At 70.5% G+C, this 15,467-nt stretch carries 14 protein-coding genes; 7 read left to right on the top strand and 7 right to left on the bottom strand.

Annotated features, from left to right (window positions below; all coding sequences use genetic code 11):
• The first annotated feature begins 111 nt into the window (after positions 1 to 111).
• From ACWGIF_RS30020 to ACWGIF_RS30000, 5 genes are all read left to right on the top strand, one after another.
• Positions 112 to 1,428 (top strand): PhoH family protein, encoded by a 1,317-nt coding sequence (locus ACWGIF_RS30020; RefSeq protein WP_453502162.1) that lies wholly within the window; start codon positions 112 to 114, stop codon positions 1,426 to 1,428.
• A 437-nt stretch (positions 1,429 to 1,865) separates the two neighbouring features.
• Positions 1,866 to 2,558 (top strand): aggregation-promoting factor C-terminal-like domain-containing protein, encoded by a 693-nt coding sequence (locus tag ACWGIF_RS30015; RefSeq protein WP_453502160.1) that lies wholly within the window; start codon positions 1,866 to 1,868, stop codon positions 2,556 to 2,558.
• Positions 2,559 to 2,685: 127 nt separating this feature from the next.
• Entirely contained in the window at positions 2,686 to 4,080 is a 1,395-nt protein-coding gene (locus ACWGIF_RS30010; protein ID WP_453502158.1) for an AI-2E family transporter, read from the top strand.
• Positions 4,081 to 4,225: 145 nt separating this feature from the next.
• Positions 4,226 to 4,921 (top strand): hypothetical protein, encoded by a 696-nt coding sequence (locus ACWGIF_RS30005; protein ID WP_453502157.1) that lies wholly within the window; start codon positions 4,226 to 4,228, stop codon positions 4,919 to 4,921.
• On the top strand, positions 4,918 to 5,601 hold the full coding sequence (locus tag ACWGIF_RS30000; protein WP_453502156.1) for a hypothetical protein: 684 nt from the start codon (positions 4,918 to 4,920) through the stop codon (positions 5,599 to 5,601). The genes ACWGIF_RS30005 and ACWGIF_RS30000 overlap by 4 nt, the downstream gene beginning before the upstream one ends.
• Before the next feature lie 182 nt (positions 5,602 to 5,783).
• Here ACWGIF_RS30000 and ACWGIF_RS29995 read toward each other — a convergent pair whose 3' ends face one another.
• Positions 5,784 to 6,320: an alkyl hydroperoxide reductase gene (locus ACWGIF_RS29995; protein ID WP_453502155.1), complete on the bottom strand. Its 537-nt coding sequence runs from the start codon at positions 6,318 to 6,320 to the stop codon at positions 5,784 to 5,786.
• A 3-nt stretch (positions 6,321 to 6,323) separates the two neighbouring features.
• The gene (locus ACWGIF_RS29990; protein WP_327383510.1) at positions 6,324 to 6,878 is read right to left on the bottom strand and encodes a peroxiredoxin; all 555 of its coding nucleotides are present in this window, start codon (positions 6,876 to 6,878) and stop codon (positions 6,324 to 6,326) included.
• 136 nt (positions 6,879 to 7,014) lie between these two features.
• On the opposite strand from ACWGIF_RS29990, the gene ACWGIF_RS29985 reads away from it, so the two are divergent.
• A complete protein-coding gene (locus ACWGIF_RS29985) occupies positions 7,015 to 7,962 on the top strand; it encodes a LysR substrate-binding domain-containing protein (RefSeq protein ID WP_453502153.1) in 948 nt (315 codons plus the stop codon).
• A gap of 125 nt (positions 7,963 to 8,087) precedes the next feature.
• Here the strand turns inward: ACWGIF_RS29985 and ACWGIF_RS29980 are convergent, their stop codons facing one another.
• From ACWGIF_RS29980 to ACWGIF_RS29960, 5 genes are all read right to left on the bottom strand, one after another.
• A complete protein-coding gene (locus ACWGIF_RS29980) occupies positions 8,088 to 10,430 on the bottom strand; it encodes an FtsX-like permease family protein (protein WP_453502152.1) in 2,343 nt (780 codons plus the stop codon).
• A complete protein-coding gene (locus tag ACWGIF_RS29975; protein WP_453502151.1) occupies positions 10,427 to 11,113 on the bottom strand; it encodes an ABC transporter ATP-binding protein in 687 nt (228 codons plus the stop codon). Before ACWGIF_RS29975 ends, ACWGIF_RS29980 begins: the two co-directional genes overlap by 4 nt.
• Positions 11,110 to 11,634, bottom strand: a complete 525-nt coding sequence (locus ACWGIF_RS29970; protein WP_453502150.1) for a PadR family transcriptional regulator — start codon at positions 11,632 to 11,634, stop codon at positions 11,110 to 11,112. Before ACWGIF_RS29970 ends, ACWGIF_RS29975 begins: the two co-directional genes overlap by 4 nt.
• Before the next feature lie 177 nt (positions 11,635 to 11,811).
• Complete coding sequence (locus tag ACWGIF_RS29965; protein WP_453502149.1) at positions 11,812 to 12,045, bottom strand: hypothetical protein; 234 nt, start codon at positions 12,043 to 12,045, stop codon at positions 11,812 to 11,814.
• Positions 12,042 to 12,950 (bottom strand): SPFH domain-containing protein, encoded by a 909-nt coding sequence (locus ACWGIF_RS29960; protein WP_453502148.1) that lies wholly within the window; start codon positions 12,948 to 12,950, stop codon positions 12,042 to 12,044. The genes ACWGIF_RS29965 and ACWGIF_RS29960 overlap by 4 nt, the downstream gene beginning before the upstream one ends.
• Positions 12,951 to 13,180: 230 nt before the next feature.
• Between ACWGIF_RS29960 and ACWGIF_RS29955 the strand changes: the two genes are divergently transcribed.
• Positions 13,181 to 15,463 (top strand): transglycosylase domain-containing protein, encoded by a 2,283-nt coding sequence (locus ACWGIF_RS29955; RefSeq protein ID WP_453502146.1) that lies wholly within the window; start codon positions 13,181 to 13,183, stop codon positions 15,461 to 15,463.
• The last annotated feature ends 4 nt before the right edge of the window (positions 15,464 to 15,467 follow it).

The following is a 15,467-nucleotide window of genomic DNA, read 5'->3' as shown; positions in this document are numbered from 1 at the left end:
ACGTGTGGTTCGCACGGACGGAGTGGAGGGCCGGACATCGGCCCTGGCATGGGTGCCGATGACCGGTCCGGTCTTCATGGCCCGACCTCTTCCGAGGGGGTACGTCCTTCCGTGGTGACCAGCACAAAGCGCCGCCTGCCCGACAGGCGGACCTACGTCCTCGACACCAGCGTCCTGCTGGCAGACCCCAACGCGATCTCCCGCTTCGACGAGCACGAGGTCGTGCTCCCGATCGTGGTGATCACCGAGCTGGAGGCGAAGCGGCACCATCCCGAACTCGGCTATTTCGCGCGCCAGGCCCTGCGCCTGCTCGACGACTTCCGGGTTCGCTACGGTCGCCTCGACGCCCCCATCCCGCTGGGCGATCTCGGCGGCACCCTGCGTGTCGAGCTCAACCACTCCGACCCTGGCGTCCTGCCCGCCGGCTTCCGGCTGGGGGACAACGACTCGCGGATCCTCGCGGTCGCCCGCAACCTCCAGGCCGAGGGCTACGACGTCACGGTGGTCTCGAAGGATCTTCCACTGCGCATCAAGGCCTCCTCCGTGGGGCTGATCGCGGAGGAGTACCGCGCCGAGCTCGCGATCACCGATGCCGGGTGGACCGGCATGAGCGAACTCGCCCTCTCCGGGGAGCAGGTGGACCTCCTCTACTCGGAGGACCGGCTCTACGTGCCGGAGGCCGCGGAACTGCCCGTCCACACCGGACTGGTCCTGCAGTCCGAGCGCGGCAAGGCCCTGGGCCGGGTCACGGCGGACGGCAACGTGAAGCTCGTGCGGGGCGACCGCGAGGCCTTCGGGCTGCACGGCCGCAGCGCCGAGCAGCGCATCGCGCTGGACCTCCTCCTCGATCCCGAGATCGGGATCATCTCGATGGGCGGCCGGGCCGGCACCGGCAAGTCGGCGCTGGCGCTCTGCGCGGGCCTGGAGGCGGTGCTGGAGCGGAGGCAGCATCAGAAGGTGATGGTCTTCCGGCCGCTGTACGCGGTGGGCGGGCAGGAGCTCGGGTACCTGCCGGGTGACCAGGGCGAGAAGATGAGCCCCTGGGCGCAGGCGGTCTTCGACACCCTCTCGTCGGTCGCCGGGCGCGAGGTCATCGAGGAGGTGCTGAACCGCGGGATGCTGGAAGTCCTGCCGCTCACGCACATCCGAGGCCGTTCCCTGCACGACGCCTTCGTCATCGTCGACGAGGCGCAGTCGCTGGAGCGCAACGTCCTGCTGACCGTTCTGTCCCGGGTCGGGGCCAATTCGAGGGTCGTCCTGACCCACGACGTCGCGCAGCGGGACAACCTGCGGGTCGGCCGGTACGACGGAGTGGTCGCCGTGGTCGAGAAGCTGAAGGGGCATCCGCTCTTCGCGCACGTCACGCTCACGCGTTCCGAGCGCTCCCCGATCGCCGCACTGGTCACCGAGATGCTCGAGAGCCTCTGACCTCGACGGCCTCCCCTCGACGGGGGTCGAAACGGTCAAAAACCTCATAGCGGGAAGGTGAGTTGGCGCCGCCCGGCAAAGGCCCGAGAGCCTAGCCGGGCGGCGTCGTGCTGCACAGGGCTTTGGCGAAATCGAGGGCACCGTGCCAGGTGTGACCTTTCCCACGCAACAGAGAATTGCCTTGCGGTGTCGCGTTCCGGCAGAGTCTGGTTTCCGTCAGGCCCCGCATACGGCACACCTGTATCTCCCGTGAGATACGCGCAGCACCACAACTCCACAGTCGAATGCCGTATGCCGCCCGGAGCTTCACGCGGCAGCCCCCGCAAGGGAGTTGCCCACGGGCCCGCGCCTCCAGTGACCGTAGAACCACGGAGGCCAGAGTCGAGGGGCACTTTTGCGCCGCGCGGTCACTGCGGACGCTGCTGGAAGGACACCGTGTGAGCCGGATCTCGGTCCGGGGGTTCGCCGTGGCTTCGGCCACCGCGGTCACCACCGTCGGCGCAGTCGTAGGCGTTGCCACCGGCGACCCCACGAACGATCTCGAGACGACCGCGTCCGGCGCGACTCTCCTTGCCGACATCCCGGTCGGCGACCAGGCGCAGGTCCAGAGCGCGTCCCTGACGCAGCAGGCCGACACCATCGCCCACTCCGCCGACGCCGACGCCAAGCGTTCGGCCGAAGAGGCCGCCCGCCTCCAGGCCGCCGAGGACGCCAAGGCCAAGAAGGCCGAGGCGCAGAAGGCGGCGGACGAGAAGGCGAGGAAGGAGCGGGAGGCGAAGGAAGTGGCCAGCCGCTCCGCCGCCCGCGACGCCGGCGACTTCGCGCTCCAGAGCTCCTACACGGTCGCGCAGGTCAAGGCCATCGCCCAGCAGATGGTCCCGGCCGGCCAGTTCCAGTGCTTCTCGAACATCATCAACCAGGAATCCACCTGGAACTACCTGGCCGTGAACAAGTCCTCGGGCGCTTACGGTCTGGTCCAGGCGCTGCCCGGTACGAAGATGGCCTCGGCCGGCGCGGACTGGCGCACCAACCCCGCCACGCAGATCAAGTGGGGTCTGAACTACATGGAGGACCGCTACGGCAGCCCCTGTGCTGCCTGGAGCTTCCACCAGGCCAACGGCTGGTACTGACAGCCTCGGCCGCACCGCGCGGCACCGTTCAACTTCGGGGAGCCCCGCACCGTCCTACGGTGCGGGGCTCCCCGCGTGTACGGTCTTCGGGGTGTGCCCGTAGACGGGGGCGGGGGAAGGAAGCGACATGGCGAAGAGGGCGGGCTGGCTCGGCCGGCTCGGAAACAGGCTGAACCGGATGGAGGCGCGGCTCAACGAGCGGCGCGCCGAGGTGGAGGCCGAGACGAGCGGGAACCTGCCGGGTGCCGACGAGACCGGGCAGGCGCCGGCCGCCCCCGGGACGCCCGTCGCCGCGGCGCCCGCTGCCGAGCCGCCCGCCGCAGCGGCGGCCGGCACGACGCACGCCGTCGCACCGGCCGCCCCCGGCCGCCCCGACCCGGCGAGCGTGATCCCCTGGGGGATGCGCGTCGCCGCCGAGGCCAGCTGGCGGCTGCTGCTCCTCGCCGGGATGCTCTGGGTGCTGATGAGGGTGATCAGCGAAGTCCGCCTGGTCGTCCTCGCCTTCGCCGCCGCCATGCTCGTCACGGCGATGCTGCAGCCCTTCGTCGTCCGGCTGCGCAGACTGGGCATGCCCCGGGGTCTGGCCACGGCCGGCACGGCGATCCTCGGCTTCGTGGTCATCGGGCTCGTCGGCTGGTTCGTGGTCTGGCAGGTCATGGAGAACCTCGACGACCTGTCCGACCGGGTCCGCGACGGCATCAACGAGCTCAAGCTCTGGGCCCTGGACAGTCCGTTCCACGTGACCGAGAAGCAGATCAACGACCTCGCGAAGAACCTCACCGACACCATCGGCACCAACACCGAGCAGATCACCACCGCCGGACTGCAAGGCGTGACCGTGCTCGTCGAGGTCCTTACGGGCATGCTGCTCGCGATGTTCTCCACGCTCTTCCTGCTCTACGACGGCAAGCGCATCTGGATCTGGGCGCTGGGCCTGGTCCCGGCCGCCGCCCGCCCCGGTGTCGCCGGGGCCGGTCCGCGCGCCTGGCGCACGCTGACCGCGTACGTCCGCGGCACGGTCATCGTCGCCCTCATCGACGCCATCTTCATCGGCCTGGGCATCTACTTCCTGGACGTGCCGATGGCGGTGCCGCTGGCCGTCTTCATCTTCCTCTTCGCCTTCATCCCGCTGGTCGGCGCGGTGGTCTCGGGCGCCCTCGCGGTGGTCGTGGCGCTGGTGACCCAGGGCGTGTTCACCGCGCTGATGGTGCTGTTGGTGGTGCTGGCGGTACAGCAGATCGAGGGGCACGTGCTCCAGCCCTTCATCCTGGGCCGGGCCGTACGGGTACACCCGCTCGCGGTGGTGCTCGCGGTGGCCGCCGGCGGCATGATCGCGGGCATCGGCGGAGCGGTGGTCGCGGTTCCGCTGGTGGCCGTCACCAACACGGTGGTGGGATACCTGAGGGCGTACTCGCGCGAGCAGCACCACCACGGAGCCGGAATGGTCGGTCCGGCGCCGCACGGGTCGACGGCCCTGGACCGGGTGCCCGAAGGCGAGAGCCCGGCCCCCGACAAGTCCTAGCGGGGGCGGCGGGCGCGCGGGACGATCTGCCGCTCGCGGAGCCCGACGTGCCGGCGGTCGAGCCTGCCATGATCAATGACGTGCCCATGTCGATGCGTATGTCGATGGCGGCGCTGAGGACACAGGACCATCTGGGGGCGGGGACATGATCACTGATCCGGAGCTGGATGCGGAGTGGACGACCGAGCCTGCGGCGGGGCCGGCGGAGCCGCTGGCTCCGCACGCGCGGGCGACGGGCGGTGGGAGGCCATGGCTGTGGGCGCTGGGCGGCGTCGTGGTCGCGTCGGCGGTGTGGGCCGGCGGGCTGTACGCCTTCGGGGACCGGCTGGCGGCGCCGGAGCTCTCGTACCGGGCGTCGAAGAACCTCTGCGAGGACTTCAAGGCTCAGGCGCTGAGCGGTATCACCGGTGACCTGCACAAGTCGAGACCGAGGTTCCAGGCGAACAGCCACCCGGCCGTGGACGGGGCCGTGTGCGAGCTGAACAACGTCGAGGGCATGCCGGACTTCATCGTGATAGCGCACGTCAGCCTGCACAAGAAGACCGACCCCTCGGTGGAGTTCGACGTACCTCCGCTCAAGTCCATCGCCGTCAACGGGGACCTGCCCACGCAAGCGGTGCCGGGCCTCGGTGAGCGTGCCGTGATGACCATGCCGCCCCACCAGGCGCGCCTCTGGCTCGAGGTGCTGGACGGCGGTGCGGTCTTCACCCTCGAAGTGGCCGCCCCCGGCTTCGGGGAGCGCAACGACCGCCCCGCCACGGACGCCACCGCGGTACAGACAGCCATGATCGAGGACATGCGCGACCTGATGACAGCGCTGAAGAATCAGGGGGCGGGATGATCGGCGAGCCCGAGCTCGACGGGGTGTGGGAGACGGAGCGGCCGGCCGGGACGGTGGAGGCCGAGGCCCCGCGCGAGCCCGTCCGGGGGAGGGCCCGCCCGTGGTGGTGGGCCCTGGGCGGGGCCCTGACGGCGTCGGCGCTCTGGGCCGGGACCCTGGCCGCGCAGAATCGGTTCTCCGATGCGCCGCCGAGGCTCGCGTACCGGTTCACCGAGAACCTGTGCACGGATGCGCCGATGACCGCGCTGTCGGACGCGCTGGCCAAGCTGGAACGGGACGCGCCCGGTTCCGGCGAGGGTCCCGCGCTGGACTGGTCCTACTGCTCCTACAGCTCGGACTGGTCCGGAGAGGACATGGCCTTCGACGTCCAACTGCTGGTCGAGCTGCACAAGAAGACCGACCCGCAGGCGGAGTTCGCCGCGGGGCCGGGACTCACCCCGCTGGTGAGCCGGGGAGCCGATCAGCTCGAATCGGTGCCCGGGCTCGGTGAGCGGGCCGTGCTCGCCGACTCCACCAGGGGCATGGGGGCGAGGCTGTACGTGCTCGACGGCGGGGCGGTCTTCACGCTGTCGGTGGAGTGGTGGGGCGACGACGCGGAGGCGGAGCCCGACCAGGTCGCGATGAAGGCGGCCATGATCGAGGATGCGCGGCTGCTGATGGCCACACTGAGGAAGAGCTGAAGGTCCAGAGGGCACCCGGGACGCAGGGACGCCAGAGGCACCCGGGACGCCAGGGACGCCAGGGGCACCCGGGCTGTCTGTGGGCCCCAGGGACGTCTGCGGCCCCAGGGAGTGCCCGGGCAACGAGCAGGGCCCCGCGGCCGTTTCCGGTCGCGGGGCCCTGTGCGTCGTACGGGGTGCTGCTACTCGGCGGCGAGGGCGGCCTCGGCGTCGACGGTGACGGCGACGGCCTGGATCACCGAGGCGATCTTGAAGGCCTCCTGGATCGTCTCGCGGTCGACGCCCGCCTTGCGCAGGACCTGCTCGTGCGAGTCCAGGCACTGGCCGCAGCCGTTGATCGCGGAGACCGCGAGCGACCACAGCTCGAAGTCGACCTTCTCCACGCCCGGGTTGCCGATGACGTTCATCCGCAGGCCCGCGCGCAGGGTGCCGTACTCCGGGTCGGAGAGCAGGTGCCGGGTGCGGTAGAAGACGTTGTTCATCGCCATGATCGCGGCGGCGGACTTGGCGGCGGTGTACGCCTCCGGCGAGAGGTTCGCCTTCGCCTCGGGCTCCAGCTCACGCAGGACGCGCGGGGAGCGGGCGGCGATCGCGCAGGACAGGACGGTTCCCCACAGCTGCTGCTGCGGGAGGTCGCTGTTCCCGATGACCGAACCGAGGTTCAGCTTCAGGTCCTTGGCGAAGTCCGGTATGGCCGACTTCAGGGAGTCGAGGGACATCCGTCACTCACCGGCCAGCAGCGCGCCGGCGTCGATGGTGGCCTCGCCCTTGTTCCAGTTGCAGGGGCACAGCTCGTCGGTCTGCAGGGCGTCGAGGACCCGCAGGACCTCCTTCGGGTTACGGCCCACGGAACCGGCGGTCACCATCGAGAACTGGATCTCGTTGTTCGGGTCCACGATGAAGACGGCGCGCATCGGCAGGCCGTCCTCGCCGAGGATGCCCAGCTCGGCGGAGAGCTCGCGCTTGATGTCGGACATCATCGGGAAGGGCAGGTCACGCAGGTCGGCGTGGTCCTTGCGCCAGGCGTGGTGCACGTACTCGGAGTCGAGCGAGAAGCCGAGGACCTGCGCGTCGCGGTCGGCGAACTCCTCGTTCAGCTTGCCGAAGGCGGCGATCTCGGTCGGGCAGACGAAGGTGAAGTCGAGCGGCCAGGCGAAGACGACCTTCCACTTGCCCTCGTAGGTCTTGTGGTCGATCTGCGCGAACTCGGCTCCGGCCTCGAGCGAGACGCAGGCGGTCAGGTCGAAGGCGGGGAACTTGTCACCAACAGTGAGCACGCGCTCTCCTTGAGAAATGGAAAATAACCCCTTTTGGGGGCTTTCCGATGGGGGTGGACGTATCTCACATGCTGACACAGCTGCATTGATTACAGAAATAGCTAGTCTTGTTGTGGGTGATCGGAGGTGCCTATCAGTGGCTGTGGGTAATAGGGGAGCGAAGCAACCGACGCTCGCTCAGCTGCGCGCGTTCGCGGCGGTCGCCGAGCATCTGCACTTCCGGGACGCCGCGGCGGCCATCGGCATGAGCCAGCCGGCGCTGTCCGGATCCGTCTCCGCGCTGGAGGAGGCCCTCGGCGTGCAGCTGCTGGAGCGCACCACCCGCAAGGTGCTGCTCTCCCCTGCGGGCGAGCGGATCGCGGCCCGGGCGCAGGTGGTGCTCGACGCCCTGGGCGGGTTGCTGGAGGAGGCCGAGGCGGTACGGGCCCCCTTCACCGGAGTTTTGCGGCTCGGGGTGATCCCCACCGTGGCGCCGTACCTGCTGCCGACCGTGCTCGGCCTGTTCCACCGGCGCTACCCCCGGATGGACCTCCAGGTGCACGAGGAGCAGACCGCCTCGCTGCTGGAGGGGCTGGCCGCCGGGCGCCTGGACCTGCTCCTGCTGGCGGTGCCCCTCGGAGTACCCGGGATCACCGAACTGCCCGTCTTCGACGAGGACTTCGTCCTGCTCGCGCCCAGGGAGCACGCGCTCGCCGGGCGCCGCGACATCCCCCTCGCGGAATTGCGGGGACTGCAGCTCCTGTTGCTGGACGAAGGCCACTGCCTGCGCGACCAGGCCCTCGACATCTGCCGCGAGGCGGGGCGTACGACCGGGGCGGACGTCACGACGACCGCCGCCGGGCTGTCCACCCTCGTACAACTGGTCGCCGGGGGACTGGGGGTGACGCTGTTGCCGCGCACCGCGCTGCGCCTGGAGACCGCGCGCAACGAGTACCTGTCCACCGGGTACTTCGCCGAGCCCGCCCCCTCGCGGCGGATCGCCCTGGCCGTGCGCACCGGGACGGCCCGCCAGGAGGAGTTCCGGGCGATCGCCGCCGCGCTGCGCGAAGCCGTACGCCCGCTCCCGGTGTGGCCCACCGACTGAGGGGGAGTCTTCGGGCCGCCGGGAACGGACGTACGGGGTCTACGGGCGGGCTGCGGGGGCCACGGGCCTACGGTTTCCACGGGCGTACCGCCGCGTACGCGTGCGGGGCTGCACATGCGCGGGCCTCACTCCGTGCGCAGGCCGTCCGGGCGCATCAGGCGCAGCAGCGGCGGCAGGCTGAGCACGGTCACCAGGGCGACGAGTCCCGCGCCGACGCCGGTCATCTCCGCGACCGGGAGCCAGTCGATCCGGACGGCGCGGCCGGCCATCCGCATCAGGACGGCGCCGAGCCCCACGCCCACCACCGCGGCCAGCCCCAGCCCCAGCGCGATCGGCACCGCGGTCTGCCACAGCACCGACAGACACAGCGTGGACCGCTTGGTGCCGAAGGCGACCAGGGACGACAGCAGCCTCTTGCGCTCGCGCAACTGCTCCACCTGGGAGACGAGCAGGCTCGTGCCGATCAGGATCAGCACGGCCGTCGAGCCGAAGAACAGACCGGTGCGGATCGCGGCGTAACCGCCGTCCTCCTCGGCGAGCGTCAGCGTCATCGTGCGGCTGCCCCGGTCCGCCCGGAACGCGGCCGTACGGGCCAGCTCCAAGGCGTCCGGCACGGATGCGTCGAGCTGCACGAACACCTGGGTGGACCCGGCGTGGGCGAGGCCGCGCGGTGCGAGTGAGGGGGTCACCAGGACACCGTCGCGCACCCGGCCGGTCGGATCCTCGCGGCCGGCGACCACGGAGGCCGTGGCCGGGACGGTCCACGCGAAGGGCTTCGACTCCTCGGGGGTGAGAATCGGACTGACCGTCAGGGTCTCCCCCGGCTTGACGCGGGAGCCGTACACGCCGGGGTCGCGCTCCAGCGTGCCGGTGAGCAGGAAGGCGTCGCCGTCCTTGCAGGAGTCCAGAACGGCGACCTCGCGCAGCGCCTCGCACGAACCGACGGTCATGGAGACCCTGCTGCCGGTGTCGGGGTGGCGCGCCGCGGACAGGGAGGTCAGGGCGACGGCCTGGGCGACGCCCTCGGACTCGGAGATCTTCCCGGCGAGCTCGTCGGCCCGGTCCTCGGCGCCGTGGGGCGTAAGGACCGAGAGCGCCGCCCGGCCCGGATCGTGGCCGGTGGCCTCGGTGTAGTCGGCCTCCACGCCCGAGAAGAGGATCTGCAGGGCGATGGCCCCGGCGACGGCGACGGCGATGCCGTTGACCAGCCGGGCGGCGGCGCCGCTGCCGGCCTGGAGGCGTCGGACGGCCAGTTGCCAGGAGACCGGCCCGCCGCCGGAGCTCTGGCCGACGAGCCGCTCCAGCAGCCAGGGCAGCAGCGCGGTGATGCCGACCAGCAGCAGCACCACGCCGGCGCTGACCTGCGTCCGGTTGAACTCCACCTGGTCGTCGCCGCGGCCCGCCATCGGGGCGAGCAGGCCCAGCCCGGCCAGTGGCAGCAGCAGCCGCCACCAGATACGCCGACGCCGCGGGGTTGCCGTCCGGACGACGCCGAGCGGCTCGATGACCACGCCGCGCAGGGCGAACAGGGTCACGGCGACGGCCGCGGCGGGCACCACGAGCGCGACGAGCGCCGCGAGCCACACCGACGGGTCGAGGTCGGCCGGGAAGACGCTGCGTTCCCGGAGGGTGAAGCTGCCGACGAGACCGCGGCCGACCGCGAAGAAGCCGACGCCCAGGGCCAGTCCGACCACGGACCCGGCGAGGGCCTCACCGGCGGCGATCCGGCGGACCATCCGCACGTCGGCGCCGACCAGGCGCAGGGCCGCCAGCCGGTGGTCGCGGCGCTCCCCGCCGAAGCGGACGGCCGCGGCGATGAACACGGCGACCGGCAGCAGCAGCGCGACGAAGGTCAGCACCACCAGCAGGGTCAGGACCGGGTCGAGTTCCTCGCGCCCGTCGTCGCCGGAGAAGGCGGTGATCCGCTGGACGCGGTAGTCCTGCGGGCCGGTCTTCCTGAGCTGGTCGCTGCCGGTGTAGTAGAGCAGCTCGCCCGGACCGATCAGGCCCGCGTCGTCGATGACTTCGGAGATCCCGCCGTCGAATCGCTCGCGCAGCAGCTTGCCCTCAGAGGAGCCCAGCAACTGCTTCAGGGCGGGGGAGACGGCCGTCTCGCCCGGCCCGGGGATCTTCTCCAGGCCCGGCGGCACGGGCGCGTCCGGGCCCTCCGCCCGCAGGAGGGCGCCCTCGATCACCCTGTCGCGGAACTCCTGGTCCGCGCTCGTGATCAGAAGGGTGTCGTGCCCCGGCTGCCCGGCGGTGGGCGAGTTCGTCGTGGAACGGGCGTCGCCGCGCTCGTAGCGGGCGGCGAGGGCGCTGGGCAGTGCGGTGGTGATCAGCAGCAGCGCCACGCCGAGGCCGACGCCCACGCCGGTCAGCAGCGTGCGGGTCCAGCCCTCCCGTCCGCCGCCGAAGGCGAAACGGGCACCTGTGGAGAGGTCGCGGGCCCATGCCCGGAGCGTGCTCATACGAACCGTTCCATGTCGCGGGACGTGCCGTCGCGTACGACGATCTCCCGGTCCGAGTAGGCGGCCACGCGCGTCTCGTGGGTGACGAGGACGACGGCGGAGTTGGCGGACCGGGCGGCCTCGGTGAGCAGCTGCATCACGAGCTCGCCGTTGAGGGAGTTCAGGGCGCCGGTGGGTTCGTCGGCGAAGATCACCCGCGGCCGGGTGACCAGGGCGCGGGCGACGGCCACGCGCTGGCCCTGACCGCCGGAGACCTCGCCGGGGCGCTTGCGGGCCAGATCCTCGACTTGGAGCCGCTCCATCCAGGCCCGGGCGGTCGCCTCGGCCTCCTTGCGCTTGGAACCGGCCAGGCGCAGGGGGAGGGCGACGTTCTCCACACAGGTCAACTCCGGGACGAGCCGGCCGAACTGGAAGACGAACCCGAACTCGGTGCGGCGCAGGGCGCTGCGCTCGGCGTCGCTCATGGTGGTGAGCTCGCGGCCGGCGTAGGTGATGGAGCCCGAATCCGGGGTGACGATGCCGGCGAGGCAGTGCAGCAGGGTCGACTTGCCGGAGCCGGAGGGTCCCATCACGGCGACGACCTCGCCGGGGTGGATCGAGAAATCGGCGCCGTCGAGTGCGTGGGTGGTTCCGTAGGCCTTACGGAGGTCCGTGGCGGCGAGCAGCGAGCCGGCCGGGGTCATCGGCGTACCTCCTGGGCGAGCTGGTCGAGGCGGGCCGCGGTGAGCTCCAGCCAGCGCAGGTCGGCCTCCAGATGGAACAGCGCGTGGTCGCACACGAGCTGATCGGCGATGTCGCCCTTGCGCTTGCGCTGGGTGAGGATGCGCATGAGGCGCAGATGCTCGGCGCGCTGGGTGTCCAGCAGCTCGTCGGCGCGGCGGCCGGTCAGCAGCGCGAGGACGACCTTCGTGTAAAGGGTCGAGTGCAGGTACGGCTCGGGCTTCTCGGGCTGCGCGAGCCAGGCCTCGACGTCGGTGATGCCGGCGTCGGTGATGGCGTACCGCTTGCGGTCGGGGCCGCCGCCGCTCTCGATGCCGTCGACTTCGACGAGGCCGTTCTTCAGGAGGCGGGACATGGTCGAGTAGACCTGGCCATAGGCGAGCGGGCGGTCGTGGCCGAACTTCTCGTCGAAGGCGCGCTTGAGGTCGTAACCGTGGCGTGGGCCGGCCTCGAGGAGGCCGAGGAGGGTGTGACCGATGGACATGCCGACGACTCTACACGGTGTGTATACGCGGAGTGTATAGATGGCGGGGCGGCCTGCGCGGGCACCGTTGCCGGGCTCCGCCCTGACCCCGGCACGTCAAAACGCCGGCGGGGCTGAATCTTCCAGCCCCGCCGGCGTGTGAGGCGCCCGATACCGGGCAGTCCCGGCGGCGGTGGGTCAGTCCGTGGGCTTCGGGGGGCGGCCCCGGCGGGGAATGGGGCCGGGGGACGAGGGGAGGCGGCCGGACTCGGCGAGGGCCCGGCGCAGCAGGAACTCGATCTGCGCGTTGGCGCTGCGCAGCTCCTCGCCCGCCCAGCGGGCCAGGGCGTCGTACACCTGAGGGTCGAGCCGCAGCAGCACCTGCTTGCGCGGCTGCCGCGCCGCGGGCTTCTCCTCGCCGCCGCCGGTCACTGGTAAAGGGTGCCCGCGTTGAGCACCGGCTGGGCGGCCCGGTCACCGCACAGGACGACCATCAGGTTGGAGACCATGGCGGCCTTGCGCTCCGGGTCCAGGTCCACGATCTCCTGCTCCGCCAGGCGGGTCAGGGCGAGCTCGACCATGCCCACCGCGCCCTCGACGATCTGCTTGCGGGCGGCCACGACCGCGCCGGCCTGCTGGCGCTGGAGCATCGCGGAGGCGATCTCCGGAGCGTAGGCGAGGTGCGTGAAGCGGGATTCGATGATCTGCACCCCGGCCGCCTCCACCCGTGCGCGCAGTTCGACCGCGAGCTTCTCGGTGATCTCCTCGGCGTTCCCGCGCAGCGACAGGCCGCCCTCCTCGTGGGCGTCGTACGGGTACTCGATGGCGATGTGCCGGACCGCCGCCTCGGTCTGCGTCTCGACGAACTCCGTGAAGTCCTCGACCTCGAAGGTGGCCCGCGCGGTGTCCTCGACCCGCCACACCACGACCGCCGCCAGCTCGATGGGGTTGCCGTAGGCGTCGTTGACCTTCAGGACGGCCGTCTCGTGGTTGCGCACCCGGGTGGAGATCTTCTCGCGGGTGGTCAGCGGATTGACCCAGCGCAGTCCGTCGGTGCGGAGGGTGCCCCGGTAGCGGCCGAAGAGCTGCACGACCCGGGCCTCGCCCGGTGCCACCGTGTTGAGCCCGGTCATCGCGATCAGGGCGGCGAGGTCGACGAGGACGCCGAGGGATATCAGGGTCACCTTGGCCGCGACGGTCGCCGAGACCGCGCCGGCCGCGATCAGGCCTCCTCCGGCCAGCAGACCGGCCAATCCGAGCAGAAGCGCCGCGCCGCCACCCGTGCTGCGCGCGGTGAACTCCCGTACTCCTGCTGGGGTGGCGATTTCGTTCGTCATGGTTTGCCCCGTTTCTATGGTCGCCGTCGGTCGGACGGCTTAGCAAAGTGATATCACTTTTTTGCGCTATGGCAACCCTTCGGCTTAGGTGGGCGTCGGTTCCTGTGACGTGGGTGCTGATTCTCACGTCCGAATTGACCGGAAATGGTCAGAGTTGGCCATCCTTTGTCACAGACTGCGGTGTTAGCTTTCTGAGCTGACGTCGGGGGTAATCGAGCGGAGCGGGAGCGATGGGCCGAGCAGAAGTGCGTAAGGCGCAGCAGCAGCGCGGTGCGCGGCGGGCGCCGAGCGGACGCGCCAAGGGCACCAAGGACAGCGGGAGCACCGGCAAACGCACCGGCATACGTCGCTTCTTCACCTGGAAGAAGATCGTCGGGACGTTCCTCGGGCTGACCCTGCTCCTCATGGCCGCGGCCGTCATCCTCTACTTCTCGGTGAACGAACCCACCGACCCGAACGAGCAGGCCACGCTCCAGAGCAACACCTACCGGTACTCCGACGGCTCGGTCATGGCCCGTACCGGCGAGATGAACCGCGAGCTCGTCCCGATCGACAAGATCCCGCCCGAGGTCCGCACCGCGTTCATCGCCATCGAGAACAAGTCCTTCTACCAGGACCGCGGCATCGATGTGATGGGCGTGGCCCGAGGTCTGTTCAACACGGTCACCGGCAAGGGCAAGGCCGGCGGCTCGACGATCACTCAGCAGTACGTCAAGAACTACTACTTGACGCAGGACCAGTCGGCGACGCGCAAGGTCCGCGAGCTCGTGATCTCCCTCAAGGTCGACCGGCGCATGGAGAAGGACGACATCCTCGTCGGCTACCTGAACACCAACTTCTACGGCCGCAACGCCTACGGCATCCAGGCCGCGGCCCAGGCCTTCTACGGCGTCGACTCCGACAAGCTCACCCTGGAGCAGGGCGCCTACCTCGCCGCCGTCATCCAGGCCCCCAGCCAGTACGACCTGGCGACCGCCGGCCCCAACGGCAAGCGGCTGGTCAACATCCGCTTCAACGCGGTCCTCGACAACATGGTCGAGATGGGCGAGCTGGACGCGGCCAGGCGCAAGACCATGACCCTTCCCGACCCCATCAAGCCCAAGCCCCGCCCGGGCATGGACGGCCAGAAGGGGTACCTGGTCCAAGCCGCCAACGACGAGCTGAACAAGCAGCGCATCACCGATGCCCAGATCGCGGCGGGCGGCTGGAACATCACGCTCAACGTGGACAAGGCGAAGCAGGCGGCGCTGGAGAAGGCGGTTCAGGACGAGCTGGAGTCCAAGCTCGACCGCAAGGACACCAAGGGCAGGCCTCAGGACCAGAGCGTCCAGGCCGGCGCGACCTCAGTGGACCCGAAGACCGGCGCCATCGTCGCGATGTACGGCGGTGTGGGCCTGGAGGAGAAGTCCGCGAGCAACGCCCTGCGCACCGACTACCAGCCGGGCTCGACCTTCAAGCCGGTCGTGCTCGCCTCCGCCCTGGAGAACGCGTCGAGCACCCAGGACGGCAAGCCGATCACCCCGAACGCGCTCTACGACGGCACCAGCAAGCGCCAGGTGGTCGGCAGCAAGATCCCATTCAACCCGCAGAACCAGGACAACACGAACTACGGCAATCCGATGATGTCGGTCCAGGAGGCGACCAACTTCTCGGTGAACTCCGTCTACGCGCAGATGATCGTGGACGTGAAGCCGCCCAACGTGAAGAAGACGGCCCTGGAACTCGGCATGCAGGACCGCGAGGGCTGGCCCGAGGACAAGCCGGCCATGGCGCTGGGCACCATGAGCGCGAACACCGTGGAGATGGCGGGCGTCTACGCCACCTTCGACAACCACGGCAAGAAGGTCACGCCGACCATCATCAAGAAAGCCGACCACAAGGACCGCGAGTTCGCCCCGGAACCGGCCGTCGGCAGCCAGGCCATCAGCCGCAAGACCGCCGACACCGTCACCAAGGTGCTCACGGGCGTGGTCAACGACGAAGGCGGCTCCGGCAACAAGGTCCGGAGCAGCGCCTACGAGGCAGGTGGCAAGACCGGCACCACCGAGTCCAACGTGGCGGCCTGGTTCACCGGATACACGCCGGAGCTGGTCACGGTCGTCGCGATGTTCGGCGAGGACCCCACCACGCACAACCAGGTCACCCTGACCGGCACCGCCGGCCTGGGGCGCGCGGGCGGTTCCAGCTTCCCCGCCTCGATCTGGAAGGCGTACACGCTCGCCGCCCTCAAGGGTGCGAAGACGGGCAAGTTCCAGCTGACCGAGGCGGACATGGGCGCCGTGCAGACGCCGTCCCGCAGCGCCTCGCCGACGCCCACGGCGAGCCAGTCCCCCAGCCCGCCGGCGTCCAGCACCAGCCCGTCGCAGTCCGCGTCGCAGTCGCCCTCCCCCACCGCGAGCAAGTCGGGCAGTGGGAGCCCGACGCCGTCGGGGTCGGTGTCGCCCTCGCCGACCAAGACCGGCGGTCCCAAGCCGCCGGACCCGCCGCTGTTCGGCGGGAACGAGGAACGCTGAAAGA

It is taken from the genome of Streptomyces sp. NPDC054849, from assembly GCF_053610945.1.
Note: the sequence above shows the minus strand (reverse complement) of the source record. Positions and strands in the feature narration are given on the sequence as shown.

Bases quoted from the DNA above. Each gene is read 5' to 3' on its own strand.
- ACWGIF_RS29995 (WP_453502155.1), bottom strand. From the start codon at position 6,320: ATGTCCCTCGACTCCCTGAAGTCGGCCATACCGGACTTCGCCAAGGAC.
- ACWGIF_RS29960 (WP_453502148.1), bottom strand. From the start codon at position 12,950: ATGACGAACGAAATCGCCACCCCAGCAGGAGTACGGGAGTTCACCGCG.
- ACWGIF_RS29975 (WP_453502151.1), bottom strand. From the start codon at position 11,113: ATGACCCCGGCCGGCTCGCTGCTCGCCGCCACGGACCTCCGTAAGGCC.
- ACWGIF_RS29970 (WP_453502150.1), bottom strand. From the start codon at position 11,634: ATGTCCATCGGTCACACCCTCCTCGGCCTCCTCGAGGCCGGCCCACGC.
- ACWGIF_RS30010 (WP_453502158.1), top strand. From the start codon at position 2,686: ATGGCGAAGAGGGCGGGCTGGCTCGGCCGGCTCGGAAACAGGCTGAAC.
- ACWGIF_RS29980 (WP_453502152.1), bottom strand. From the start codon at position 10,430: ATGAGCACGCTCCGGGCATGGGCCCGCGACCTCTCCACAGGTGCCCGT.
- ACWGIF_RS29955 (WP_453502146.1), top strand. From the start codon at position 13,181: ATGGGCCGAGCAGAAGTGCGTAAGGCGCAGCAGCAGCGCGGTGCGCGG.
- ACWGIF_RS30000 (WP_453502156.1), top strand. From the start codon at position 4,918: ATGATCGGCGAGCCCGAGCTCGACGGGGTGTGGGAGACGGAGCGGCCG.
- ACWGIF_RS30005 (WP_453502157.1), top strand. From the start codon at position 4,226: ATGATCACTGATCCGGAGCTGGATGCGGAGTGGACGACCGAGCCTGCG.